The 24,879-nt window shown below is 49.9% G+C and carries 22 protein-coding genes and 1 tRNA gene; 4 read left to right on the top strand and 19 right to left on the bottom strand.

Features of this window, described 5'->3' with window-relative positions; all coding sequences use genetic code 11:
* Window positions 1-209: 209 nt before the first annotated feature.
* Entirely contained in the window at window positions 210-317 is a 108-nt protein-coding gene (locus AACS80_RS07215; protein WP_074399497.1) for a type I toxin-antitoxin system toxin Ldr family protein, read from the bottom strand.
* Window positions 318-792: 475 nt separating this feature from the next.
* On the opposite strand from AACS80_RS07215, the gene AACS80_RS07210 reads away from it, so the two are divergent.
* On the top strand, window positions 793-2,064 hold the full coding sequence (locus AACS80_RS07210; protein ID WP_130210096.1) for an amino acid permease: 1,272 nt from the start codon (window positions 793-795) through the stop codon (window positions 2,062-2,064).
* Window positions 2,065-2,080: 16 nt separating this feature from the next.
* Here the strand turns inward: AACS80_RS07210 and AACS80_RS07205 are convergent, their stop codons facing one another.
* From AACS80_RS07205 to AACS80_RS07125, 17 genes are all read right to left on the bottom strand, one after another.
* Window positions 2,081-3,088 (bottom strand): type II toxin-antitoxin system HipA family toxin, encoded by a 1,008-nt coding sequence (locus tag AACS80_RS07205; protein WP_135410542.1) that lies wholly within the window; start codon window positions 3,086-3,088, stop codon window positions 2,081-2,083.
* On the bottom strand, window positions 3,088-3,399 hold the full coding sequence (locus tag AACS80_RS07200) for a HipA N-terminal domain-containing protein (RefSeq protein WP_135410543.1): 312 nt from the start codon (window positions 3,397-3,399) through the stop codon (window positions 3,088-3,090). The genes AACS80_RS07205 and AACS80_RS07200 overlap by 1 nt, the downstream gene beginning before the upstream one ends.
* Entirely contained in the window at window positions 3,384-3,707 is a 324-nt protein-coding gene (locus tag AACS80_RS07195; protein WP_130260126.1) for a helix-turn-helix domain-containing protein, read from the bottom strand. The genes AACS80_RS07200 and AACS80_RS07195 overlap by 16 nt, the downstream gene beginning before the upstream one ends.
* 223 nt (window positions 3,708-3,930) lie before the next feature.
* Window positions 3,931-4,944 (bottom strand): dipeptide ABC transporter ATP-binding subunit DppF, encoded by a 1,014-nt coding sequence (gene dppF / locus AACS80_RS07190; protein WP_130260125.1) that lies wholly within the window; start codon window positions 4,942-4,944, stop codon window positions 3,931-3,933.
* On the bottom strand, window positions 4,941-5,924 hold the full coding sequence (gene dppD / locus AACS80_RS07185; protein WP_001196445.1) for a dipeptide ABC transporter ATP-binding protein: 984 nt from the start codon (window positions 5,922-5,924) through the stop codon (window positions 4,941-4,943). The genes dppF and dppD overlap by 4 nt, the downstream gene beginning before the upstream one ends.
* A 10-nt stretch (window positions 5,925-5,934) precedes the next feature.
* Window positions 5,935-6,837 (bottom strand): dipeptide ABC transporter permease DppC, encoded by a 903-nt coding sequence (gene dppC, locus AACS80_RS07180; RefSeq protein ID WP_130210086.1) that lies wholly within the window; start codon window positions 6,835-6,837, stop codon window positions 5,935-5,937.
* A 9-nt stretch (window positions 6,838-6,846) separates the two neighbouring features.
* Window positions 6,847-7,866, bottom strand: coding sequence for a dipeptide ABC transporter permease DppB (gene dppB, locus AACS80_RS07175; RefSeq protein WP_000938857.1), 1,020 nt, complete (start codon window positions 7,864-7,866; stop codon window positions 6,847-6,849).
* Window positions 7,867-8,173: 307 nt separating this feature from the next.
* Complete coding sequence (dppA, locus tag AACS80_RS07170) at window positions 8,174-9,781, bottom strand: dipeptide ABC transporter substrate-binding protein DppA (RefSeq protein WP_135410544.1); 1,608 nt, start codon at window positions 9,779-9,781, stop codon at window positions 8,174-8,176.
* Window positions 9,782-10,524: 743 nt separating this feature from the next.
* Window positions 10,525-10,601 (bottom strand) — tRNA-Pro (locus tag AACS80_RS07165).
* Between the two features lie 91 nt (window positions 10,602-10,692).
* Window positions 10,693-12,384, bottom strand: a complete 1,692-nt coding sequence (gene eptB, locus AACS80_RS07160) for a kdo(2)-lipid A phosphoethanolamine 7''-transferase (RefSeq protein WP_130260123.1) — start codon at window positions 12,382-12,384, stop codon at window positions 10,693-10,695.
* 252 nt (window positions 12,385-12,636) lie between these two features.
* Window positions 12,637-13,161: a long polar fimbrial protein LpfE gene (gene lpfE, locus AACS80_RS07155; protein ID WP_135410545.1), complete on the bottom strand. Its 525-nt coding sequence runs from the start codon at window positions 13,159-13,161 to the stop codon at window positions 12,637-12,639.
* Window positions 13,162-13,166: 5 nt separating this feature from the next.
* Window positions 13,167-14,219 (bottom strand): long polar fimbrial protein LpfD, encoded by a 1,053-nt coding sequence (gene lpfD, locus AACS80_RS07150; RefSeq protein WP_135491246.1) that lies wholly within the window; start codon window positions 14,217-14,219, stop codon window positions 13,167-13,169.
* A 10-nt stretch (window positions 14,220-14,229) separates the two neighbouring features.
* On the bottom strand, window positions 14,230-16,761 hold the full coding sequence (gene lpfC, locus AACS80_RS07145) for an outer membrane usher protein LpfC (protein WP_135410546.1): 2,532 nt from the start codon (window positions 16,759-16,761) through the stop codon (window positions 14,230-14,232).
* 23 nt (window positions 16,762-16,784) lie between these two features.
* The gene (gene lpfB, locus AACS80_RS07140; RefSeq protein WP_138183728.1) at window positions 16,785-17,471 is read right to left on the bottom strand and encodes a long polar fimbrial biogenesis chaperone LpfB; all 687 of its coding nucleotides are present in this window, start codon (window positions 17,469-17,471) and stop codon (window positions 16,785-16,787) included.
* A gap of 83 nt (window positions 17,472-17,554) precedes the next feature.
* The gene (gene lpfA, locus AACS80_RS07135) at window positions 17,555-18,079 is read right to left on the bottom strand and encodes a long polar fimbrial major subunit LpfA (protein ID WP_130210072.1); all 525 of its coding nucleotides are present in this window, start codon (window positions 18,077-18,079) and stop codon (window positions 17,555-17,557) included.
* 323 nt (window positions 18,080-18,402) lie between these two features.
* Window positions 18,403-19,605 carry an L-lactate MFS transporter gene (locus AACS80_RS07130; RefSeq protein WP_135491247.1) on the bottom strand — a complete coding sequence of 401 codons (1,203 nt, stop codon included), beginning with the start codon at window positions 19,603-19,605 and terminating at the stop codon, window positions 18,403-18,405.
* Between the two features lie 228 nt (window positions 19,606-19,833).
* The gene (locus tag AACS80_RS07125; RefSeq protein WP_130260119.1) at window positions 19,834-20,532 is read right to left on the bottom strand and encodes an autotransporter outer membrane beta-barrel domain-containing protein; all 699 of its coding nucleotides are present in this window, start codon (window positions 20,530-20,532) and stop codon (window positions 19,834-19,836) included.
* A gap of 157 nt (window positions 20,533-20,689) precedes the next feature.
* On the opposite strand from AACS80_RS07125, the gene tag reads away from it, so the two are divergent.
* Together tag and AACS80_RS07115 are read left to right on the top strand one after the other, a co-directional pair.
* On the top strand, window positions 20,690-21,253 hold the full coding sequence (tag, locus tag AACS80_RS07120; protein ID WP_135408256.1) for a DNA-3-methyladenine glycosylase I: 564 nt from the start codon (window positions 20,690-20,692) through the stop codon (window positions 21,251-21,253).
* A complete protein-coding gene (locus tag AACS80_RS07115) occupies window positions 21,250-21,690 on the top strand; it encodes an N-acetyltransferase (protein WP_130210064.1) in 441 nt (146 codons plus the stop codon). Before tag ends, AACS80_RS07115 begins: the two co-directional genes overlap by 4 nt.
* Here AACS80_RS07115 and bisC read toward each other — a convergent pair.
* Entirely contained in the window at window positions 21,659-23,992 is a 2,334-nt protein-coding gene (bisC, locus tag AACS80_RS07110; RefSeq protein ID WP_135410547.1) for a biotin sulfoxide reductase, read from the bottom strand. The two genes, AACS80_RS07115 and bisC, sit on opposite strands and share 32 nt — an antisense overlap.
* A gap of 152 nt (window positions 23,993-24,144) precedes the next feature.
* Between bisC and AACS80_RS07105 the strand changes: the two genes are divergently transcribed.
* Window positions 24,145-24,804 carry an OmpA family lipoprotein gene (locus AACS80_RS07105; protein ID WP_000747625.1) on the top strand — a complete coding sequence of 220 codons (660 nt, stop codon included), beginning with the start codon at window positions 24,145-24,147 and terminating at the stop codon, window positions 24,802-24,804.
* Window positions 24,805-24,879: the final 75 nt, after the last annotated feature.

The following is a 24,879-nucleotide window of genomic DNA, read 5'->3' as shown; positions in this document are numbered from 1 at the left end:
ACCGGAATCCTTCCGGCTTGCGGCTGATTCTACAGCTGTTTTTCTGCTTCGAAATCCGTCACTTCTTCACTCTGTGCTGCGCATTCCGCAGAATATTATCCGCTTGCAACCGTTGCATTTTTCTTACGAAAAAGGCCGCAGAGTTTCACCCCTGCGGCCTGGTCCGGGCGCAAATTGTCATTACGGCAGCCTGACGCCCACGTTGCATATTACTTCCGCTTATTCAGCCAGCTCACGATCAGACTGGCGAGAATGCCAGCAATGACCGGAGCCGCTAAATCATGCCAGAAGGCCATGCTCAACTCTGCGAGCGTCATATAGCCGCCTCTGTTGTAATGACAACGTTTCGCGGCTATCCTTGAGTTGTTTGGGTTCAAGAATGGCCCCCGTGATGTTGTCAGGTGAACACCTGCAACGTGCGGGGGTTTTCTCTCTCCAGCAACCAATGCCGCCGGGGATAAAGCCCCCGCAACATTGCGCCTCACCGGAATCCTTCCGGCTTGCCGCTGATTTTACGATTGCTTTTTATCGTCAGCATTCGGCAATTTTCCTCATTGCGTGATGCCTTCCAACTTAATTTCTTTGTTTACAATAGTTGCAGTTCATATCCGAGCTGACTCCAGACTGGTAGTGAAATGCGCAATTTTGTAGAATTGCGCCTCCTCGCGATCTCCCCAGTGAATCTGCTGTCTCATTCGTTACACACTGCATATTCAACTTCTCTACCAGTTGCGCAAGAGAAGCTGGGGTTATTCATTTTTACGAGGCTGACTTCTTTCTGGACAGGACTTTATGCAGCACAACACACAACCATTACACGATCACAAATTGCCGTTTACGCGCTATGACTTCGGCTGGGTTTTATTATGTATAGGAATGGCGATTGGTGCCGGAACCGTGCTGATGCCGGTACAAATTGGCCTGAAGGGGATTTGGGTATTTATTACCGCTGCAATCATTGCTTATCCGGCAACCTGGATAGTGCAGGACATTTATTTAAAGACACTTTCAGAAAGTGATTCCTGTAATGACTATACAGATATTATCAGTCATTACCTGGGCAAAAACTGGGGAATTTTCCTCGGGGTTATCTACTTTTTGATGATTATCCACGGGATTTTTATCTACTCTCTCTCCGTGGTTTTCGACAGCGCCTCATACCTGAAAACCTTCGGTTTAACCGATGCCGATCTTTCACAATCTCTACTTTATAAAGTCGCTATTTTCGCCGTACTGGTGGCAATTGCGTCTGGTGGTGAAAGGTTGCTATTTAAGATCTCCGGGCCAATGGTGGTGGTCAAAGTCGGCATTATTGTCGTGTTCGGTTTTGCGATGATCCCGCACTGGAATTTCGCCAATATAACCGCCTTCCCACAAGCCTCCGTATTTTTCCGCGACGTCCTGCTCACCATTCCATTTTGTTTCTTCTCTGCGGTATTTATTCAGGTGCTTAACCCGATGAATATTGCCTATCGTAAACGGGAAACAGATAAAGTACTGGCAACTCGGCTCGCGCTGCGTACCCACCGGATTAGCTATATCACGCTCATCGCGGTGATCCTGTTTTTTGCCTTTTCGTTTACCTTCTCAATTAGCCACGAAGAAGCCGTTTCTGCCTTTGAACAAAATATCTCGGCACTGGCATTAGCCGCGCAGGTGATCCCCGGGCATATCATTCATATCACCTCTACGGTGCTGAATATCTTTGCCGTACTGACCGCATTCTTTGGCATTTACCTCGGTTTCCACGAGGCCATTAAAGGCATTATTCTCAATCTGTTAAGCCGAATTATTGATACCCAGAAAATTAACTCGCGTATGCTGACTCTGGCAATTTGCGCTTTTATCGTCATTACGTTGACGATTTGGGTTTCGTTTCGTGTATCGGTGCTGGTGTTCTTTCAGTTAGGAAGCCCGTTATATGGCATTGTGTCGTGCCTGATTCCGTTTTTCCTGATCTCTAAAGTTTCACAACTGAAAAAACTACGCGGGCTAAAAACATGGCTTATCCTGTTTTATGGCATTTTGCTGTGCTTTTCGCCGCTGTTGAAGCTGATTGAGTAAAAGTAACGGGGGCTGCTCACAGCAGCCCCAGACGATGTCGATAGCATTTCAGTACAGCCTGGATATGCTCCTGAGTCATAAAGGACTGTTCATACGTTTCCATAACAATGGCATTTTCTTTACGTATATCCTGAAAGAGTTTTTCCAGCAATCGGGGCGCTAACCCCATTGATTCACCCAACAGCAAAAAGTCCTGCCCGATATACTCGCCATAACCACTGTCAAATCCAGGAGCCAGTTCCCGACCGCCTTCTTCTCGCATCAATAACGGCAGCGCCAGATAGTTTGAGTGAAAATATTCCGGATAGGGAGCGGCAGAAACAAAGTCATACACCGGCGCTAACGCTGGCGTCAAACCATCGGAGTACACTAAGCCAAAGTTTCGTAAATGCATGTCGTTATTACCCAGCAACCAGGCGTAAACAATGCGACGAAAGAGATCGATTTTAAATGCGATGTTGTCGTTAACATGGGCAATTAAAAATCGGGCCAGCGTTTCATAGCTGACGTATTGCTCGTTATCATTTCCCGTTTTGCCATATTTATCTGTAATCTGCATCGCGCCATCAAGTTGCTCCTGATGCACTGGCTGCCCCTTGTCATCCCGGTCATAGCGCCGGATAACAAACGCGTATTCAAGCTCCTCCTCTGATTGTGGTGCAAAACTCAGCAGGCCATGCACAGGTACGTCAAATCCCAAACGAGACATCAATGTCATTGTTGCGTGTTCATTTTCGGCCAAACCGGGAAAGTCGGCTGGAGAGGGCTTAAGGATAAAATTTCCCTGATGATCTACGACGCGGAACTCTCCTTCATCCAGCACTAATTGCAATTTGGGCTGGTAACCGGAAATACTCATCCCTTTTTGTTGACGCGGAAGTTCCTGCACAAACTGAGTTCGCGTAAACCCCAGCCGGGGTTTCAATTTTGCAGTGCCGCTCAGGCGCTTCAACCCCTGTGTCGAATATCCGCGCTGTTCGTCACGTTCATTCAGCGGCGTTAACAGAATGCGACAATTCGCCATTATTCCTCCCAAGGTAAAATCTGGATTGCCCCCAGCAGATTCTTGCCGTTATCAATAAGCATTCCTAGCGGATCGTTTTCGTCACGATGCTGTATCTGGCTGTAGCGTTGACGCAGCCATCCTTCTGGCGCCAGTGAGGCAAAATAAGGATGCAACGTCTCACTGGGAAACTGACGCTGTGCGACGGGCAGACTGATTGAGATTGCCGGTCCGTGGTAATCCGCGGCGTACTGGAACAAAAAGCCACTGTCGTTCTGAGAGAGTTCACCCACTACCTGACCATAGAGCAACACTTTCACTCGTCGATGCATAGTTTCACTCCAAGAACGTTCGCCACCGCAAACACACTGCCGAATTTAACCTGTTCAGGATCCTTAAAAAGTCGCTTTAACGTGGACGTTGAGATCCCCGTTTGTAGTTCAAGGGTGTATAAATCAATGCCCAATTCTTTGCGACGTGCGTTCAGTTGTTCCCCCAAATGGCGGGGAGTCTCAATGGTCCGGAGGGGGCGTGGTTGACTAATATTCGGCCCCTGGATAAGTTTCTTCTGCAACTCCTGGAGCTGGTCGCCGATCGCTTTCAACTCTTGAGCCAGATTCTGTGACCCCGTGTAGATCATTAAAGAACCTTTCAATTGATAAAAGACAAAAAAAGATCATTTATGGTTAAAGAAGTTCGTTAAGCATCACAAATGAACCATTTTTTATTAATTATTATAATTTAGCTCATATATAATCCATTCGCAACAACAATGGTCAAAAAAGATCTATAAGTGATAGTTAACGCACAAGAAGGTCATATTTGACATGAGACCAGCATGAAAGCCGGTCTCATCGGGTGGGTTATACAGCAGGCTTCTGCGGATTTTCATCCTGATCAACAGCAAAACAAGCTACCAGTTGACCGCCGTAGTCTTTTAGCTGCGGCTGCAACTGGGTGCAGGGGCCGAAGCGTCGACGACAGCGGGCGTTGAAGGCGCAGCCCGGCGGTGGATTCAGCGGGCTTGGCAGTTCACCGGTGAGCTTGATGCGCTCGCGGCGATCGTCCGGGTTCAGGCGCGGCGTCGCGGAGAGTAGCGCCTGGGTGTACGGATGACGCGGGTTATTGAAGATTTGGTCCTTCGTTCCCTTCTCCACGCAGCGGCCCAGGTACATTACCATCACTTCATCAGCAATGTGCTCCACCACCGACAGGTCATGCGAGATAAAGACATAAGAAAGCCCCAGTTCCTGCTGCAAATCCATCATCAGATTCAGCACCTGTGCACGCACCGAGACGTCCAGCGCGGAAACTGGCTCATCGGCAATCACCACATCCGGGTCGAGCATCAGGCCACGGGCAATGGCGATACGCTGACGCTGACCGCCGGAAAACATGTGCGGATAGCGGTCGTAATGCTCGGTTTTCAGGCCGACTTTCGCCATCATCGACAGGGCTTTTTCCCGACGCTGTTCTTTGCTTAAGCTGGTGTTAATAAGCAGCGGCTCTTCGAGAATTTGCCCAACTTTTTTACGCGGATTCAGCGAACCGTAAGGGTTCTGGAAGACGATCTGGATTTTCTGTCGACGCAGCTTCTGCGCCTGCGGATCGTGCTTGAGCAAATCCTGCCCCTGGTAATACAGTTCACCGCCGGTAGGTGTTTCAATCATCGTCAGCAACCGACCGAGGGTCGATTTACCGCAGCCGGATTCACCTACTACCGCCAGCGTTTTGCCACGTTCAAGGTTAAACGAAACGCCATCCAGCGCCTTCACCAGACGTTCCGGCGCGAACATGCCTTTCTTCACCGGATAATGTTTTTTCAGGTCGATAGCCTGCAACAGCGGTTGTTGCGAGGTGGCCTCTTGCGTACTCATAGTGTCGGCCTCCCGGCATCATCAAGTGGGTAATGGCATTTGGACTGACGCCCGTCAGCGAGCATATTCAGCGCCGGTTCTTCAGCGCGGCATTTGTCTGTCGCATAGGGGCAACGCGGGTTAAGCAGGCAGCCGTTCGGGCGGTCGTATTTGCCTGGAACGACGCCAGGCAACGATGCCAGACGTTCTTTGTCCTGAGCAAATTCCGGCAATGCACGCAGCAATGCCTGAGTATACGGGTGACGCGGCGCACGGAAGATGGCGTGGGCATCACCCGTTTCCACCACCTGGCCTGCATACATCACGATGATTTTATGCGCCGCCTCCGCCACCAGCGCCAGGTCATGAGTGATCAACACCAGCGCCATGTTCTCTTTCTGCTGCAACTCCAGCAGCAGTTCGATGATTTGCGCCTGAATGGTCACGTCCAGCGCGGTAGTCGGTTCATCGGCAATCAGCAGTTTTGGCCGACAGGCAATTGCCATAGCGATCATCACGCGCTGGCTCATGCCGCCGGAAAGCTGATGCGGATAAACGTCTAAACGCGAGGCCGGGTCAGGAATGCCGACCTGATTCAGCAGGTCAATCGCCCGCTGACGGCGGGTACTTTTGTTACCGCCCTGATGCACCTTAATCGCTTCCATGATCTGGAAACCCACGGTGTAACACGGGTTAAGGCTGGTCATCGGGTCCTGGAAGATCATTGCCACTTCGGCGCCCACCAGATTGCGGCGCTCTTTTTCTGAGATACGCTGCAAATCCTGGCCGTTAAACTCCAGCTTTTCTGCCATCACGCGGCCCGGATAATCAATCAGCCCCATAATCGCCAGTGAACTGACCGACTTACCAGAGCCAGACTCACCCACAATCCCGACCACTTCGCCCTGTTTTACGCTGTAGCTGATGCGGTCTACGGCGCGGAACGGTGCGCTTTCGTCGCCGAAATGCACCGATAATTTATCTATATTTAATAACGCCATCTCGAACCTCTTACTGCTTCAGTTTGGGATCGAGCGCGTCACGCAGACCGTCACCCATCAGGTTAAATGCCAGCACCGTCAGCAGGATCGCCAGACCCGGGAAGGTCACGACCCACCAGGCGCTTTGCGCGAACTGCAACACATCGGAGAGCATGGTGCCCCACTCCGGTGTTGGCGGCTGCGCCCCCATGCCGAGGAAACCAAGAGCAGCCATATCGAGAATAGCGTTAGAGAAACCGAGAGACGCCTGAACAATCAACGGTGCAAGGCAGTTGGGAAGAATATTGATAAACATCTGGCGCAGCGCCCCGGCACCTGCCACGCGAGACGCGGTGACGTAATCGCGATTCACCTCCACCAGCACGGCGGCGCGGGTTAAGCGCACATAGTGCGGCAAGGCAACGAAGGTTAGCGCCAGCGCGGCGTTACCAATCGACGGGCCGAAAATCGCCACCAGCACCAACGCCAGCAGCAGACTTGGCAGTGCCAGCATGATATCGACGACGCGCATGATGATGTTATCGACCAGGCCGCCGAAGTAACCGGCGACCAGGCCGAGAATAACGCCCATAATCAGCGATAACACCACCACCAGACAGCCAACCAGCAGCGACAAGCGCGCGCCGTACATCAGGCGCGACATAACGTCACGACCGACGTCATCTGTACCGAGCAAGTGCGCCATGCTGCCGCCTTCCTGCCAGGCTGGCGGGGCGAGTAGCGCATCGCGGAACTGTTCCGCCGGGTTATACGGCGCAATCCAGTTGGCAAAGATCGCGATAAACAGCACGATGACGACGTAAACCAGCCCGACAACCGCGCCTTTGTTGCGTTTAAAATAGTGCCAGAACTCCTGTAACGGGGTCATCGGCACCGGTGCGATAATCACTTTATTTTCAGTAACCTGTGACATGATATCCCCTTACTTCTTATGACGAATACGCGGGTTCACCACGCCGTACAGCAGATCGACCAGCAGGTTGACGAGGATAATCATCGTCGCCACCAGCAATACGCCGCCCTGCACTACCGGATAGTCGCGGCGTTGCAGTGCGTCAATCAACCAGCGCCCAAGACCGGGCCACGAGAAGATGGTTTCGGTCAGAATCGCCCCCGCCAGCAATGTTCCCACCTGCAGGCCGATAACAGTCACCACCGGCAGCATCGCGTTACGCAGCGCATGGACGATAATCACCCGCATCCGGGTTAGCCCTTTAGCGCGCGCGGTGCGGATGTAATCCTCGCCCAGCACTTCCAGCATTGAGGAGCGCGTCATACGAACGATAACCGCCAGCGGAATTGTGCCCAGCACCATCGCCGGTAAGATCATATGGGCGACGGCATCGATAAAGTTACCGTCTTCACCCCAGATAGCGGTGTCGATCAGCATAAAACCGGTTAACGGATTGGAATCATCGAGGAACACCATGTCGCTCACGCGACCGGAGACAGGCGTCAGGTTCCAGTGCACCGAAACCAGCATGATCAGCATCATGCCCCACCAGAAGATCGGCATCGAGTAGCCGGTCAGCGCCAAGCCAACCGCAGTGTGATCGAAAATGGAACCGCGTTTAACCGCAGCCAGCACACCAACCGGAATACCGACTGCCGTAGCAAAAATCATCGCGCAGACACCAAGTTCCAGCGTGGCCTGGAAGCGCGGCACGAACTCTTCCCAAACCGGGATGCGGCTTTTCATCGAAATGCCTAAATCGCCGTGCATTACGCCCCAAATGTAATGGAGATACTGCTGCCACATCGGTTTATCCAAGCCGAGTTCTGCCAGCAATTGCGCGTGACGCTCTGGGGAGATCCCACGTTCGCCCGCCATGATCATCACCGGATCGCCCGGGATCATGTGGACAAAGGCAAATGTGAGAAGGGTAATACCGATAAACGTGGGGATGACGAGTCCCAAACGTCGGAGAATAAACTGCAACATAACCCGGATTCTCTGTAGTGACCCGCAGCCTGGAACTGCGTGTCTGTATTGCTCACAAATCAATTCCCGCCCGTGCCGGACAGGGAATGAAGTATTGCTGCCGGATGGCGCTGCGCGCAGAGGCACAGCACCACCGGGTATGCAGATTGTTGACAAAGTGCGCTTTGTTTATGCCGGATGCGGCGTTAACGCCTTATCCGGCCTACAAAATCGTGCAAACTCAATACATTGCAGAATTTTCGTAGGCCAGATAAGCGGAGCGCATCAGGCAGTTTTGCCTTTGCCATCAGTCTTGTATGGCTTTTAATTATTCGATAGAGACGTTTTCGAAGTGATGTTTGCCTAATGGATCAACCACATAGCCTTTAACTTCTTTGCGTACCGGTTCAAACACGGTGGAGTGAGCGATGATCAGTGCCGGAGCCTGATCGTGCATCACCACCTGTGCTTGTTTGTACAGTTCAACGCGTTTGTTGTGGTCGTCGGTAGCACGCGCCGGTTGAATCAGATCTTCAAACGGTTTGTAGCACCATTTTGAGTAGTTGGAGCCTTGTTCAGAAGCGGCGCAGCTGAACAGGGTGGCGAAGAAGTTATCCGGATCCCCGTTATCGCCAGTCCAGCCCATCATTACCGTCTGGTGCTCGCCATCTTTCGCACGCTTGAGATACTCACCCCATTCGTAGGTGACGATTTTGGCCTGCACGCCGACTTTCGCCCAGTCAGCCTGAATCATCTCTGCCATGCGGCGAGCGTTCGGGTTATACGGACGTTGTACTGGCATAGCCCACAGGTCGATGGTGAAACCTTTTTCCAGACCCGCTTCTTTCAGCAAGGCTTTCGCTTTTTCAGGATCGTAGGTGTAGTCCTGAACGTCATCGTTATAGCCCCACATGGTTGGCGGGATCAGGTTTTTCGCTGCCACGCCCGCGCCCTGATAAACCGCTTTGATGATCGCGTCTTTGTTCACCGCGTAGGTCAGAGCCTGGCGAACTTTCACGTCATCGAGTGGTTTTTTCTGCACGTTATACGAGAGATAACCGACGTTCAGCCCCGGCATTTCCATCAGGTTGATGGATTTATCCTGCTTCATGCGAGCGATATCTGCCGGGTTCGGGTACGGCATTACCTGGCATTCATTTTTCTGCAATTTAGCGTAACGCACGGAAGCGTCAGGGGTAATAGAGAAGACCAGCGTATCGATCTGCGGTTTGGTGCCCCAGTAGCCATCAAACGCTTTGTAGCGAATACGGGAATCTTTTTGATACTGCTGTAACTGGAACGGACCAGTGCCGATAGGGTTGAGGTCCAGTTTTTCCGGCGTACCGGCTTTCATCATCGCGTCAGCATATTCTTTTGACAGAATAGAAGCGAAGTCCATTGCCAGGTCAGCCAGGAACGGTGCTTCAGGGCGAGTCAGCACAAACTGAACGGTGTTGTCGTCCACCTTTTTCACTTCGCTGATCAGCTCCGGCAAGCCCATGCCTTCGAAGTATTCGTAGCTACCGCCAGAAACTTTATGGTACGGGTTTTGCGCGTTTTTCTGACGATCGAACGAGAACACCACGTCATCGGCGTTCAGTTCGCGCGTCGGTTTGAATTCTTTGTTGTCGTGCCACTTCACACCTTTACGCAAGTGGAAGGTATAGGTTTTACCGTCATCGCTGACTTCCCACTTTTCAGCGAGGCCCGGGATCACTTCAGTGGTGCCAATTTTAAATTCAACCAGACGGTTATAAAGCGGTACGGAAGAGGCGTCATAGGTGGTGCCGGAAGTAAACAGCTGCGGGTTAAACCCTTCCGGAGATCCTTCTGAGCAATAAACCAGAGTTTTAGCCTGAACACTTGCTGCGACGGTCATAGCCACCAGGCTGAGACCAAGCTTCAGCATCCCTGACTTTTTCAAGGAAATACGCATTATTCTGCTCCAATTGTGATGTTTGTTGTTTTAACCCTTTGCAGTGGGTTGTCGCTGCCTGACCTTTTTTGTTTTTTGCCCGGTCGGGTCAACGTTATGAGGTGGGGATGCCGTACTAATTAACATCAGTGTTACAGTGCGGATCCTCCATAAAATGCCCCTCGTGACCTACAATCTGTCAACAGAATGTGAAAACGTCAATACAGCCCACCGGGATTTACACCAACGGTGAGAATCCACAAACAAAGATTAAAAAAACTTCAAACAACTATTTGCAGCAGAGAAATTTGTGCTACGCCAACATAACCAGAACAATCAGCTTAATATTTAGCAACAATTGGTGATTAAGTTTTATGCATTTAATGAAAAAAATCTGAGGGAAAGGTGGATATCTGAGCGATTAATACCATGAACGCTAAAACGCACAGCGGAAAATGCCAGCGCCAGCCATAAGTAACGCAAAAAAAGATTTAAGCAAATATAAAAAAAGACAATGGTTTCTGTCACAAATCCGTTAATGGATAGTGAGATATGGGGCGCAAATTTGGCAGGGAAATGTGTGGTGTGTAGGTCGATAAGGCGGTCGCGCCGCATCCGACAATGGGCCGGCACATTTGCCTGATGCGACGCTGGCGCGTCTTATCAGGCCTACGTCGAGTCGAACCTCCCTGCCCCCGGAGGTTCTCATCCTCATGAGGCTACAAATGCAAAAAAGCCTGCTCACTGAGCAGGCTTTTCGAATTTGGTCGGTGATAGAGGATTCGAACCTCCGACCCCTTCGTCCCGAACGAAGTGCGCTACCAGGCTGCGCCAATCACCGAATGCGGGGCGCATCTTACTGCGCAGATACGCCCTCGTCAATCCCTTAATAGCAAAATGCCTTTTGATCGGCGAGAAACTCAGCAGTGCATTTAGTTAGCTTCTGCTTTCTTCGCCTGAGGGATTCGACACCAGTTGTTGTTTTCGTTGATACCACCGTCCGGTGAAGTATAACCAAGGCAACCTAAAATGGTGTCGTACAGTTCTACATGACGGCGTGGCACTTTTATATCCGCCTCTTTTTTCAGCTGCGCGAATGCCTGCGCGTTGGCCGGATTCTCCAGATATTTATCCGACATCCAGACCATCATCGGTACGCGGAACTGCTCCGGTGGCGCATATTCACGTGGTGTGCCATGCAAGTGCTCACGTTCGTTAATTGACTCACCGTGGTCCGCTGCATAGAAAATAATGGCTTTCTTATCGCGGAATTTGTCGATAACCGTGTCGATAAAATGATCAACGTAGGTGATTGAGTTATCGTATGAGTTAATCATCGGCGCTCGTGGGCATTTGCGGTCAATGGCATAGCACTCTGGCTTCCACTGGGCAAACTCACGGGGATAACGTTGAGTATAGTTGTAGTGCGAACCTTTGGTATGCAGGACAATCAGATGCTTACCTTCTGGTTTTTTCTCCAGCGAACGCTCGATTTCATTGACCAGTAACATGTCGTCCACCGCTTTCCCACGGTTACGCGGCTCTGCTGCAATTTGCTCGCGATAGGCAATGTTGTCAGCCATGGTGTTGCTGTAGAACCACATCTCACTCTGCATGGCGTACAAATCAGAGCTAAAGCCCAGCTGTTTGAGAACCGCAAATACGTTCTGCTCTTTAAGCGTACGTTGTGGGTTATCTTCCGTTCCACCTTCACGTACAAACATACAGCGTAGTGATAATTTAGTCGCGGTATCACAAGAATAACCACGGTACATCACCAGGTTTTTCTCTTTGGCCAGCTTCGGCGTGGTATCGCGCTCGTAGCCCAGCATCCCCATATGATCCCAACGCGTAGTTTCGCCAATAATGAAAACCACATAGGTGTCGTCGAGATTTTGCGTCGGGGTATAGGTGAATTTTTTTGCCGGATTCATCAGCGACCGATTGTCTGACGATTCATCCACTTGCGCCCAGGCATACAGTCCCAACGCAGAAAGCCAGTTCGAAGGCAGATAAGAGTTCGCCAGCACGCCGCCGTAGCTTGGCATATCCACTCCGGCCAAACGGTCTGCACGCTTTTGCACTACATCCATCAGACGAATTGGGCCCCATACCAACAAGCCCGCCAAAAGCACGGTAAGCGCACTACGCCAGCGAGTTTTCGGGGTACAAAGTTGGCGCCAGAAAGTGTCTTGTGAACGGTTCATCCAGATAAATAGCAACGGGATAATACTCACCAGTACAACCCATGCGATAAGCGTCCAGCCAACCACTTCTTTCGACAGATCAATGTCGGTGGTCATCACCGAAGCAACAATCCCGTAGCCAATCATGACATTCATAAATGTCATGTAGTAGCTGGCCCCGGCAGAAATCAGCACCAGCAATGAAGCCAGCACTTTCCAGGCCGTTCTGCCAAAGAGTGAAATTAAGCGTAAAAAGAAGAAGGTTGCCAGAACCGTCCCTGCCAGTTCGATAACCGCCGAGACGCCATTAAGAAAAGTGAAGTTATGCGCGTAACCGTCAAACCGACGGAAATAGACTGCGCAATTCATAAACAGACCGATATAGACAGCGAGCAAAAAGCTTAGCTTTTGCTGCGTTATCGTTTTGATATATCTCATGCAAACAAACCCTGGAAAAACAGGTGATAACACCCTGCATTATGGCCTTTCAAGCCAGGCAAGGGAAAAGTGCGAAGGTCGTCAGATAAGGAAAATCTGCACACGCTGATAAGTAGACCACAGCAAAGGGAAAAAGTGTGGGGAAAGAGTGTACTTGAAGCACAAATTTACAAAAATACAAGTATGAAAAAAGACTTTAGCGTTACAAAAAGCAGTAAAAAGGGCCAGTTTCCTGGCCCCGAAGATGCGAAATTATTCGTACTGAACGGTAAAATCGACCGTTGCATCCGCGCGACCAATGGTTGCATCAGCGCGAATTGGCACATAGCTGGCGATATAGTTCAGTTGATGTGCGCCATCACCGTTAATTGCAAACTCAACCGGTGTCGGCGTCGTATTTTCCGGGAACTGTTGTACTCCCGCGGCGGTTTTGATTTTCAGCCCAACGCCCGTAGCGCCCCCCGCATCCAGCGCAAAAAGATTCGGGTCGTCCGCATTGGGCGTACCATCCATAGTGACGTAGGCTCTGACCACTTCGCTACAGTTTTTCAGACCGATGGAAAAAGTTGTGGGATTAAGTTCTGTTCCGATTCTTACCGGTTTTTTGAGAACCGCTAATCCCATGTCGACTTCAACACTGTCTTTTACCAGTTCGCAGGCACCCTGGCTAATTTTAAGGGTGAATTTCAACGTTCCTTTCGGCCCTAAGTCCGTGCTTGCCGCCAGTGACGAAAAGGAAAGAGGCAGCAGACATAACGCAAGTATTGTTCGCTTCATGGCTGTTACTCCAGTTCGACATGCATGGTAGCAATGCCGCTATAATCACCGGCAGCGGGTAATTTTCCGGTCGTGCTAACGGGATAAGCGGTAATCGTGGTTGTCGCTTTGCGTTTGACATCTTCGTACAACGAACCGGGATTCATTTCTAATAAACTATTACTGTCATTCGGCTTGAGGATATTACCTTTACCGTCCTCAATGACTGCACCGACATCGGCGTTACCTAAATCAATTGCGCTGGGGTAAGCATTATTCGGTGTTGCATCAATACTGAGATAAATTTTAACGCCATCTGAAATATTATTGCAGTCAAAGCTCAGTTCTTTTTGTATCTTCTGAACATTTTGTGGTGGTTGTCCGGCACGCCCTTTAAAATCATGGGCCTGATATTCTCCGAATGGAATATCCAGCACGGTGCCAGCAGCAAGTTCACAGCCTTGCGTTACTGTTATATCAGCAGAAACATTCAAAACAACTAAGGGTAAGTTATTATATACCCCCATTTTTTTTGTCGCATAAAGAGCCGCAACCGGGGTTCGTGGAATACTTAATTGCCCAACAAATGGATGAGAAATAGCTATTTTAATATTCCCCTTACTCCCTGTAGTCCAGGTTGTAGACTCTATATTTGAAAGACATTCTTTACCAGGAGCCCTGTTCCCCTTGTCGGTAAAAGGGACAGATAAATCAGCATGACTTAAGACGTAAATTGCAGGGAGAACATCAATATTATTATTAAATTTAAAATATCCTTTAGTGGCTCCTGGCTCTGGGAGCAGCGAAACACCTTTGAAATATGTCATAATACTATTTGGAATAGGATCAGGGCATTCACACCCTGCCTGATAGGTTCCCGTAAGAGCGTATCCTGATGTTAAATTTGTACCCGCTTTATTCTCTGAAGGTACTGAAATCGTTTGAATAAAATCAAATGAATATTCATAGGGCTGTCCATTTTCCGTCTGACATGGCCCCCAATCAGCAGCCCATATATTTCCTGCAAATGTGCTCGTCCCTAACAGCACCATACCTGCCAACAAATTTTTAATTTTCATCTGAATATCCTTATTTCTCGCATACCGCATTAACCATCACGATAGCCGCATTGTCCTTGTTCTCTGGCAAGCGGAATGGCACGCGGCAACGTTGCGCCTGTTCATTCCCCCAGCTCACCTGCAATTCGCCCTCTTCTGGCATCCCGCTGATATAAAGCTGTCCTTCTTCCCCCACAATGCTGCTGGCAGGTTTGCGCTCATCAATTAACGCTGCGGTTGCACCAAACGGTACTGCGTTGCCATTCGCCTGTTTTAAGGTCATCAGAACTCGGTAACCGACGCGGGTATCAAAGCGGGAACGCACAACTGCGCCACGCGTTGGTACAACTTTCTGGAACGCTTCCTGTAGTTCAACGTTTTGCCCCAGCGTGTCGCTGCGCAGTTCCACAATAGTTTCACGATATGGCGTGAGATACGGCACCACGGCGTTGCCCATCCAATCAACTTCTACGCCGCTGCTATTAACCACATGTCCGCCGCGCGCACCCGGTGCAGAAACAATCGCCAGACTTTCGCCTAAAGGCTGCGAAAGCGTTATACCTTCACTGTGAACGATGACACCGCCGCGCACGCCATAGTTAACCTGTTGATTATCTTTAGAATAGTTATAGCCTACGTCAATGTTACCAGAGCCACCCATATACCCCATGTTGACGCTGCCACTGTAGCCTACGCCATTACTGGTGTAACCCTGCTGAACGTTATAGCTCAGGTTACGATCTTCCAGTAACGTGCCACTAACAGAGGCCTGTTGCGACGTCTTGCCATGCTGGTCGGTGGTCATGCGATAACTGCTCCACGCGCCCCCCAGAGGGATCGAAACACTGAATGACCACAAGCGATCGTCTTCTTCCCATTCCGGACTTCTCGTCCAGGTATAGGCCACACTGTAATTCACCCGACCAATATGACCGTGATAACCAGCGCTTAAGGAGTTCTCCTTACCGTCAACGTTCCAGTAATCCTGCTGGGTCATATTGAAATAAACAGAGCCGTAGTCTCCCAGTTGCTGGGTAATGTTGCCCTGTATCTGGCTACGCTTGTGATAACGACGGTAATCACTGTCGGCGTCACTGCGAACATCGGTCGCTTCCTGGAAGGTGTAGTAGCCGCTGGTTGAGTACTTGTAGCCCAGCAGACGCAGGTCAGTGCCGCCGTCAAAACTTTTCGAATAAAGGAAACGATAAGACTGGCCTTCCTCTTTTTCATTGTTGCGTAACTGACTTTTCGCCTGGGTGACATCCACCGATACCGCGCCAATGGTGCCGAAGTTTTTCCCCAGTCCCAGCGCTAAAGCGTTGTAGTCCGCCGATAACAATGCGCCACCGTAGGCGGTCATTCCCCACGGCAAGCCGTACATGGCGGTAAACTGCCCGAAATGTGGTTTATCGCTGTCGTAATTACCCGCACGATACTCACCGGCAGCCAGGCTATATTTCAGATACCCTTCACGCTGAAAAATCGCCACCGCCGAAAACGGCTGGATGAAACGTTGTTCACTTCCGTCGGCTTCTTTAATGATCACCGTCAGGTCGCCGCTGCCGGAGGTTGCGTAGAGATCGTTAATCTCAAATGCGCCCGGCTGAACAAAAGTGCGATAAATGACATAGCCGTTCTGTTCGATACTGACTTCAGCGTTGCTTTTGGCGATGCCGCGCACCACCGGAGCAAAGCCACGCTGGCTGTCCGGCAACATCTCATCGTCAGATGCCAGTAACGCCCCGCGCATTTGTACGCTGTCAAAAATCTCGCCAGGCGTGGCGGTATCACCCAGTGTTATCTGTGACTTGAGTGGAATAATCGCCCGGTTTAACGATGTACCAACGTTATCCCATTGGTTTTTGCCATCGGTACGGTTCCAGATACTGTTATTACGTAAACGCCACGGACCGACGTTCAAACCGCTGCGCAGGTTCAGGTAATAACTGTCACTGGTAGAGTCTGAAGATGAACCTGTTCCTTCATTGCGCCCATTGCTGCCACTAAAGCTGTAATCCAGCAACAGCGCGGGTATTCCTTCGTCCCAGCGAGAAGGATCAACCGTGCCACGAGCGGTCATCATCATTGCCGCCTGCGGGAAGGAAAGATGCAGCGTCTGAGTATTAAAATCAAAGCGGCTGGTGGCCTGGGGAATGATTTCATCAAACGCCACACAGGCTTCCGGTGGTGACATCTTCAGCGCCGGAAAGCTGTCAACACGCACGCCCATTTCTTCCAGTTGCACCCGGCTAAGGCAAGGCATAAGCGACTCACCGCTGGCTTTGCGTTTCGCTTCGCTGGCGGTACTAAAATCCAGCGTCCGGGAAGCCATTTTTTCTTCGTTTACAAACACCGAAACCCGGTATTTACCGGGTATTTGCTGGCCGACAGGTGAGTCGTATACCGACAAGTCGACGTGTTGATCGATACCCTGAACGTTTTCGAGAAATTTAGGGTTAAATTTTCCGCCATACGCAGGTAACGAGCTGGCAATCGTTAATGCCAGCAGTGAGAAAGAAAAATGCGCTCTGTAGTGATAGAGAGGTAAATGCATCCAATGCATAGTAAAAGCGCCTTGTAAAAGGATCAGTTAATCGGCTTCGTCAGCATTTCGCCAGCAACACCGAAATCATTAATAATGCTGTATTTCACTTCGTTCGCATTGCCTGTACCGGCTGGAAGGTTAATGTTTAACTTTCCTTTCGCGAGAACCATTCCCGCCCGTTCAATCTTTTGTCCATTAACGGAAAACTGATTAAAGGTCAGGTTATAAGCGGAGTCGTTATTAACCACAATTTGGTTATTTTGACGTTGAAAACGTAACTGCTTCATTGCCTCAAGATTACTTCCCGGTAAGCCTTTCGGACGGTAGAACAACTTCAGACGGGTGCGAACGGCTATCTGTAAGACGTTTTTATTTTCATTTTCAGCGCTTTTCGCAGGAATCGCTTTTACATTAATCAAGTAAACAGATTCACGATCTTTAGGTAAAGTATCTTCAATATTGACGATACGTAAGACGTTATTTTTATCGGGATCAAGTTTGAATAATGGCGGTGTAATAATAAACGGTGTTTTTTTATTGCCATTCACATCATCAATCCATGACTGGATCAAAAACTCTTCATTTTTATTGTGATTTTCAACGGTCAGCGACGCTTCTTTCTTGCCGCCATCATAAATAACACGCGTCGTGCTTAAGGCTATGCCACCAGCAAAACACTGTTGTGCGGTCATTAAAAGTGCCAGCACGGCAAGGCTAATACGTTTCATGATTCGGTCCCTGAGTCATTGGTGCGAATAATGGCAACAGATAATCTGTTGCCATTGAGAGATGATCGTTCCGTCAGGCTCGATTAGTTGTAAGTCAGGTTGAAGTCGACTTCGGCGTTACCGTAACCGATGGTTACTGCATCTTTAGTAGAGACATAGTTAGCGGTGAAATACAGAACGGTCTGGCCTTGTTTCAGAGTAGTTTTGGATTTACCAGTATTCAGTTCAACCAGCGTATTGGTGTTATCATAAATACCAATACCTACGCCAGATGCCGCACCTGGTTCAGTGCTCACAGAAATCAGTTTGCTGTTGTCTGCATCACCAACACCGTTAAAACTGATATCCACATTTTTGAACGTGGAGATATCGCAGTTTTCCAGTTTGATTTTGAACGGAGTTGCTGTGGATTTATCACCAGTAGCAGTAAACACAGACTTATTCACCTGGCCCAGAACAACTTCTTGTTTTTGAGTGTCTGGAGACACAACACAAGCGGCGTCAACAATCTCACCAGTGAATTTAACAGTACCGTCGCCCGCATCAGCTGCGAATACGGAAGTAGAGGTCAGCGCAAGCGCAGATAAGGCAAACAGAACCTTTTTCATTTATAACTCCATTTATATAGATAAATATGCTTGATGTTGTTCATAACAACGGGGGGGCAGATTATACAAATGGTGCTAAAAAATAAAATTATTTTACTGAAGGTGTATTTTGGTAACAAAGTTAAATTTACTTCAACTTCAATGCATTACAAATAACACATCAAATAGCCACTGTGTTTTTAGGAATATATTTATATTTATGATTTATATTAAATAACAAAACATATTCTTCATATGAATATTATTGCTCATTTAATATTCATTTATAAAAAAGGGAGACGCTGACGTCTCCCTGTGGAATTTATTTCAGTAGCCACATATTTCTAAATATGTGCTTCACGCAATACTTCCTGCTCTGGCTGGCGAATGGTAGTAGAAAGCGCCAGAGACAAAATCAGCAGGGCAAAAATGACGTAGAAAGTCACATAGAAGCCGCCAAACAGTGAGGCGATAAGCGAGCCGCAAATGCTGCCGATACCGAAACCGAGGTAAATCACACCGTAATTTTTCGCCAGGTTATTAAGACCGAAGAACTCACTGACCAGTGACGGAAACACAGTAATCGTGCCGCCGAAGTTAAACGCCACACAGGCAATCGCCGCAAAGAACGTCACTGCATTCAATGGTGCAAACAGCAGTGCTGCCATACCCACCAGCGAAATCACCTGTCCAATAGTGATGACGCGGATACGGGCGATTTTGTCAGACAGAATGCCCAACACCAGACGACCAGAAAGGTTAGCAATAGAAATAACCGTCACAGCGTTGGCCGCGGAAATTGCATCAAGATGCGCCAGACTCTGAGCAATATCTTTCGCTACACCAATCACATACAGGCCGCTCATGCAGGCAGTGAGGAACATCACCGCCAGCATCCAGTATTGCGGTTTACGCATTGACTCGGCCAGAGTGAAATCATTTTCCACCACACCATTATGGGTTTTGACTTCCTGTTTCGGCGCATCTTTCATTAACGTCGCGCCAAAGACAATCATCACCAGCGCAATCGCGCCCCAAATCACAAAGGTTTTTTCCAGACCCACCGTCTCCAGCAGATGCGAGTCGATAAATTTGAATCCCAGGCTACCCAAACCATAGGAGCCAATGGCAAACGCGGAGATGAGCCCTTTACGCTCCGGGAACCACTTCACACAGTTAGAGAGCGTCAGCAGATAACCTGCGCCATCTGCCAGACCAACCAGCACACCAGCGCTCAACCACAACATCATCAGGCTGTTGGAGTGCGCGGTAAGAAAGAACCCCAATCCCAGCAGAATACCGGAAGCCATTGTGACGCGCTTGACACCAAAACGTTCCTGTAACTTGCCAGCAACAGAAGAAGAAATTGCCAGTCCCAGACTCAACAGGCCGAAGGAGAAAGCAACCTGACTGACCGGCGCATCCAGTTTGGCAGAGAGCGCGCCATTAAACAGGCTCCAGGTATAAACTGACCCCAGCGCAAACTGGGTGATAATGGTACCGATAAGGGTTAGCCAGCGGGTACGCTGATAGTTTGAAGGTGTCATGGCAGTGTCCTGCAGTAGTAAATTGGAAGATTCTCTGCCGACAACCATAACGAAGTGCATTTTATGCCAGGGGAAAAACGGCATGAAATGCCATCAGAACGGAATGAAATGCTTTAACTAAGGAATGAATGACATGACAAACATTCATTAAAATTATTATTTGAGTGAGTTAGCACCTACTATCATTACAATGATTGTTATTGCCGGGCTTTGATTGTGACCAATTCGTTAAAATCTGGCGCTAACGCCCATGGTATACAAGTAATCACTATCATTGGCGCTATTCTCCGCCTGGGATAACGCGGCATAGGCGGCAATATGTTGGTTAAGCAACATATCGGCTCCTACGGTCACATCGAGCCAGTTACCATTCTGATTTGTCGCTGTCATGCGACTTAGGCCTGATTGAGCCTTCCAGATATTTTCACCAAATTGCTGGTTGTAGCTGATTTGCGCCCAGGGGCGGAAATCGCCAAGTCGGGAATCAACACGCCAGCCTAACGTACTGACGCTGGCATGCCATAACGGATCGGTCAGCATTGCCGTGCTGTCGCCAAACTCGTTATACATCGAAGTGGTCGTACCGTCGTAATGCAATGCGGCAACCGGGCCAGTCGTAACGTGTTCATATAAAGGGAAATTCCAGCCCATACTCATGCTGCTGGTTACATCCGCAGGCGTTTCTTCCGCCAGATTAACGTCCAGTCCCAGCACTCTTTGGCTGCTTTGAATACGTTGCGACAAAATATCGTTGTAATCCGGTTGGTGATCGCTATCCCAGGTGTAACGCTCCGTGGTATGTCCGGGTTGCGTATCAACGATATATTCTTGTTGCCAGGCGTAAGCTGTGTTGAGAAAAAAGGAATTGATTACCACGCTCGCCAGTAGACTTAACGTCTGGCGACCACCACATTTTTTTATGATCATTAACACGACTCCAGGGAAGAGCCGAATTCGGCATTATTATTGTCATTGTATGAAAGATATCGGGCATAGTAGTCCTGTATTAAATATTGACTTTTTCACCGGTGCGTCAAGAAAAGCCGGTGAAATTTTTACGAACAGGTACATAGCGAGGGAAAGTATGGAACGTTGCGGCTGGGTGAGTCAGGACCCGCTTTATATTGCCTACCACGATGAAGAGTGGGGCGTGCCTGAAACTGACAGTAAAAAACTGTTCGAAATGATCTGCCTTGAAGGTCAACAAGCGGGGCTGTCCTGGATTACCGTCCTCAAAAAACGAGAAAATTATCGCGCCTGTTTTCATCAGTTCGATCCAGTAAAAGTTGCGGCAATGCAGGAAGAGGATGTCGAAAGACTGGTTCAGGACGCCGGGATTATCCGCCATCGCGGGAAGATTCAGGCCATTATTGGCAATGCGCGTGCATACCTGCAAATGGAAGAGAACGGCGAACCGTTTGCCGATTTTGTCTGGTCGTTCGTAAATCATCAGCCACAGGTAACACAAGCCACAACGTTGAGCGAAATCCCCTCGTCGACACCTGCCTCCGACGCACTCTCTAAGGCATTGAAAAAACGTGGCTTTAAATTTGTAGGCTCGACGATTTGTTACTCCTTTATGCAGGCGTGTGGGCTGGTGAACGATCATGTGGTTGGCTGCTGTTGCCATCCGGGGAATAAGGCATGATTAGACAAGCGCAACGTTCTGAGCTGCCCGCGATCCTTGAACTGTGGCTGGAAAGCACAACCTGGGGACATCCCTTTATAGAAGAGAGTTACTGGCGTGACTGCATTCCACTGGTGCGTGATGCATATCTTGCTAACGCACAAAACTGGGTGTGGGAAGAAAGCGGTGAATTTCTCGGTTTTGTCAGCGTAATGGAAGGGCGATTTCTGGCAGCGATGTTTGTCGCACCGAAGGCTGTCAGGCGCGGTATCGGCAAGGCGTTAATGCAACATATGCAACAACGCCATCCCCATTTATTGCTGGAGGTTTACCAGAAAAACCAACCAGCGATAAGTTTTTATCATGCGCAAGGCTTTCGCATTGTCGACTGCGCATGGCAGGAGGAAACTCAACTCCCTACCTGGATTATGGACTGGCAGGCGGATCAAACGCCGTAAGCGTAAGTTCAGGGCCGGTGTATTTTTCCAGCCACGCCAGAGCCGTGTTACCTGCACAGCCATTCCCCAGCCGCGAGCTTGGGAGGTCTTTGGTCAGCACATTCACCGCACCGTTCTTACAAATCCCGCCAGCAGTAAAATCCAGATCCGGCCATGCCCCTTCGTGAATGCACATCACACCGGGTTTGATACCTTCGCTAATCACCGCTCCGGCAAGGATTTGCCCGCGTGAGTTCCACAGCCGAACAGTATCGCCATCTTGTATACCGCGCGCCTGTGCATCTACAGGATGAATGGTGACAGGTTCTCGATTTGCCACCGCGTACAATTCGCGCAGGGAACTGTAATTCAACTGACTGTGCAGACGATGCGCCGGATGAGCAGAAAGTACCTGCAACTGTTCCGGTTCGGCGTTGCCCTGCCACTCATCCGGCTCCAGCCACATGGGATGCCCTGGACAATCCGGGTAACCGTAATCCGCGATACGCTGCGAGAAGATTTCAATCTTACCACTGGCAGTTTTTAACGGATGCGCCTGTGGGGCGCGGCGAAAATCAGCAAACCGAATAAACTGTTCGCTGGTTGGGTTTTCTGGCATCTCAATTAACTGGTTGGCTTCCCAGAACTCGTCAAACGGCGGCAAGTGTACCTGCTGACTTGCCCCACGTTGCCGCGCAACGTTATAGAACGTTTCCAGCCATTGCAGCTCACTTTTCCCTTCCGTAAACCGTGTATAGCCGCCCTTCTCCCAGCGCTCACTTAACTCAGCAAAAACATCAAAATCATTACGCGCTTCATCGCGCGGTGGCACTACTTGCTTCATCGGCACCAGATGCTGATTGCTGTAATCACCAGTCATAGTGAGATCGTTACGCTCAAACGAGGTGGTCGCGGGGAGGACGATATCGGCGTGTTTCGCCGCCGCCGTCCAGAAACATTCCGATATCACCACCAGCTCCGGTTTTTGCCAGGCGCGGATCAAGCGATTAGTGTCCTGGTGGTGGGTAAAGTTGGCACCGCCCGCCCACCAGATAAAACGAATATCCGGAAAATGTCGGTTCATGCCGTTGTGTTGATACGCGCCGCCAGGATTTTCCAGAGCTTCAACAATGCGAGCTACAGGGATTTTATCTACCGCATCGGTGCCCTCCGGCAAACTGCCCTGCATGGATGAAAGCACCGCAGCGCGGCGCGTGGGATTACCACCGTTGGCAAAATGATAAGAAAGCCCAAAACCGCCACCTGGTGTACCGATTTGCCCCAACATTGCCGCCAGCGTGACGAGCATCCAGTGTTTCTGCTCACCAAACTGTTGGCGTTGCATTCCCCAACCAGCCATCAGCATGGTGGTATTTTGATGGAAAATAGCCGCCAGTTCGCGGATTTTCTCTGCGCCAACACCACAAATATCTGCTGCCCATTCGGCAGTTTTCGCAATGCCATCGCTCTCGCCCAGCAAATAAGCGGCGAAGACGTCATAACCTGTGGTACAACGTGCCAGAAATGCCTCGTCGTGCCAGCCATTTTCCACCAGCGTATGGGCGATCCCCAGCATCAGTGCTACGTCGGTGCCCATATGTGGAGCTACCCACTCTATTTTGTCGCCAAAGAAATCGACGGTTTCCGATCGCATTGGATCAATGCAGATCAGCTTTTTCCCACTGTCACGCAGTGCACAAAAGTAAGAAAGCCCCTGCTCATCAGACGCATTCCACGCAATTTTCAGCGTATTTAGAGGGTTAGCACTCCACAGCACCACCACATCGCTGTGTTGCAGCACCAACGGCCAGCTGGTCTGCTGTTGATAAACTTCGCTGCCGCCCACAACATACGGCATGATCGCCTGTGCTGCGCCGGTCGAATAATCCCCCAGATGGCCGGTATAGCCGCCTGCCAGCGCCATATAGCGTTGTAACAAGGTTGACGCTTTATGCAGCACGCCATTTGAACGCCAGCCGTAGGAACCGGCAAAAATCGACGCCGGACCATAAGCTCCACGAATGCGTTTGTGTTGTTGGTGAATAAGATCCAGTGCCTCATCCCAACTCACGCGAACAAATTCGTCCTGCCCGCGAATCCCTTGTGGATTTTCTGGTGACGCAAGAAAGCCTTTACGCACCATCGGAAATCGCACCCGCGTATTGCTATGAACCTGGTCGCGAACCGCACTCTGCAAGGAGTTTTCCATTCCTGTGGTTAACGCACCACGCGAGCTGAAAACTGTTTTACCGTCGGTTTCAACCAGCATTGGTCCCCAGTGGGCGGCAGTAAGAACAGAATAACGTGAGGATGAGTTGGCCAAACCGAAGGCTCCTGAAAAGTTAGATGTATTGAGCAGTTAAATATTACTTACAAATTTCCGAGTATTCCCAGGAATAATCTTCATGTTCACACGGCATAATCTTCCGCCACGAAACCCGTGGCAAAGAATAAAAAGGTTATTAAGGATTAACAATGAAGAAACGTGTTTATCTTATTGCCGCCGTTGTGAGTGGCGCTCTGGCGGTATCTGGCTGTACAACTAACCCTTACACCGGCGAACGCGAAGCGGGTAAATCTGCTATTGGCGCGGGTCTGGGCTCTCTCGTTGGCGCGGGCATTGGCGCACTCTCTTCTTCGAAGAAAGATCGTGGTAAAGGCGCACTGATTGGCGCAGCAGCAGGCGCGGCACTGGGCGGCGGCGTTGGCTATTACATGGATGTGCAGGAAGCGAAACTGCGCGACAAAATGCGCGGCACAGGCGTTAGCGTAACGCGCAGTGGGGACAACATTATCCTCAACATGCCGAACAATGTGACCTTCGACAGCAGCAGCGCCACTCTGAAACCAGCAGGTGCTAACACTCTGACCGGTGTTGCAATGGTACTGAAAGAGTACCCGAAAACGGCGGTTAACGTGATTGGCTACACCGACAGCACTGGTGGTCATGACCTGAACATGCGTCTGTCGCAGCAGCGTGCAGATTCCGTTGCCAGTGCGTTGATTACCCAGGGCGTTGACGCCAGCCGTATTCGTACCCAGGGTCTTGGCCCGGCTAACCCGATCGCCAGCAACAGCACCGCAGAAGGCAAAGCCCAAAACCGTCGCGTAGAAATTACCTTAAGCCCGCTGTAATCACTTTCATGCCAGGTGGTGATTCAATCACCTGGTATTCTTAGGTTTTCCTGCTTCTTTTTTCAGGCTAAGGTG

The sequence above is a fragment of the Escherichia sp. E4385 genome, from assembly GCF_963883145.1.
In the GTDB taxonomy this organism is placed as follows: Bacteria; Pseudomonadota; Gammaproteobacteria; order Enterobacterales; family Enterobacteriaceae; genus Escherichia.
The sequence above is the reverse complement of the archived record's forward strand: the minus strand, read 5'-3'. Positions and strand labels throughout refer to the sequence as shown.

Excerpts from the sequence above, each read along its gene's own strand:
- dppF (WP_130260125.1), bottom strand. The coding sequence starts at position 4,944 with ATGAGTACGCAAGAGGCCACCTCGCAACAACCGCTGTTGCAGGCTATC.
- lpfD (WP_135491246.1), bottom strand. The coding sequence starts at position 14,219 with ATGAAAATTAAAAATTTGTTGGCAGGTATGGTGCTGTTAGGGACGAGC.
- AACS80_RS07130 (WP_135491247.1), bottom strand. The coding sequence starts at position 19,605 with ATGACACCTTCAAACTATCAGCGTACCCGCTGGCTAACCCTTATCGGT.
- eptB (WP_130260123.1), bottom strand. The coding sequence starts at position 12,384 with ATGAGATATATCAAAACGATAACGCAGCAAAAGCTAAGCTTTTTGCTC.
- lpfC (WP_135410546.1), bottom strand. The coding sequence starts at position 16,761 with ATGCATTGGATGCATTTACCTCTCTATCACTACAGAGCGCATTTTTCT.
- AACS80_RS07205 (WP_135410542.1), bottom strand. The coding sequence starts at position 3,088 with ATGGCGAATTGTCGCATTCTGTTAACGCCGCTGAATGAACGTGACGAA.
- dppA (WP_135410544.1), bottom strand. The coding sequence starts at position 9,781 with ATGCGTATTTCCTTGAAAAAGTCAGGGATGCTGAAGCTTGGTCTCAGC.
- AACS80_RS07115 (WP_130210064.1), top strand. The coding sequence starts at position 21,250 with ATGATTAGACAAGCGCAACGTTCTGAGCTGCCCGCGATCCTTGAACTG.
- lpfA (WP_130210072.1), bottom strand. The coding sequence starts at position 18,079 with ATGAAAAAGGTTCTGTTTGCCTTATCTGCGCTTGCGCTGACCTCTACT.
- AACS80_RS07215 (WP_074399497.1), bottom strand. The coding sequence starts at position 317 with ATGACGCTCGCAGAGTTGAGCATGGCCTTCTGGCATGATTTAGCGGCT.
- AACS80_RS07210 (WP_130210096.1), top strand. The coding sequence starts at position 793 with ATGCAGCACAACACACAACCATTACACGATCACAAATTGCCGTTTACG.
- lpfE (WP_135410545.1), bottom strand. The coding sequence starts at position 13,161 with ATGAAGCGAACAATACTTGCGTTATGTCTGCTGCCTCTTTCCTTTTCG.
- dppB (WP_000938857.1), bottom strand. The coding sequence starts at position 7,866 with ATGTTGCAGTTTATTCTCCGACGTTTGGGACTCGTCATCCCCACGTTT.
- lpfB (WP_138183728.1), bottom strand. The coding sequence starts at position 17,471 with ATGAAACGTATTAGCCTTGCCGTGCTGGCACTTTTAATGACCGCACAA.
- dppD (WP_001196445.1), bottom strand. The coding sequence starts at position 5,924 with ATGGCGTTATTAAATATAGATAAATTATCGGTGCATTTCGGCGACGAA.
- AACS80_RS07125 (WP_130260119.1), bottom strand. The coding sequence starts at position 20,532 with ATGATCATAAAAAAATGTGGTGGTCGCCAGACGTTAAGTCTACTGGCG.
- AACS80_RS07105 (WP_000747625.1), top strand. The coding sequence starts at position 24,145 with ATGAAGAAACGTGTTTATCTTATTGCCGCCGTTGTGAGTGGCGCTCTG.
- dppC (WP_130210086.1), bottom strand. The coding sequence starts at position 6,837 with ATGTCACAGGTTACTGAAAATAAAGTGATTATCGCACCGGTGCCGATG.
- tag (WP_135408256.1), top strand. The coding sequence starts at position 20,690 with ATGGAACGTTGCGGCTGGGTGAGTCAGGACCCGCTTTATATTGCCTAC.
- AACS80_RS07200 (WP_135410543.1), bottom strand. The coding sequence starts at position 3,399 with ATGCATCGACGAGTGAAAGTGTTGCTCTATGGTCAGGTAGTGGGTGAA.
- AACS80_RS07195 (WP_130260126.1), bottom strand. The coding sequence starts at position 3,707 with ATGATCTACACGGGGTCACAGAATCTGGCTCAAGAGTTGAAAGCGATC.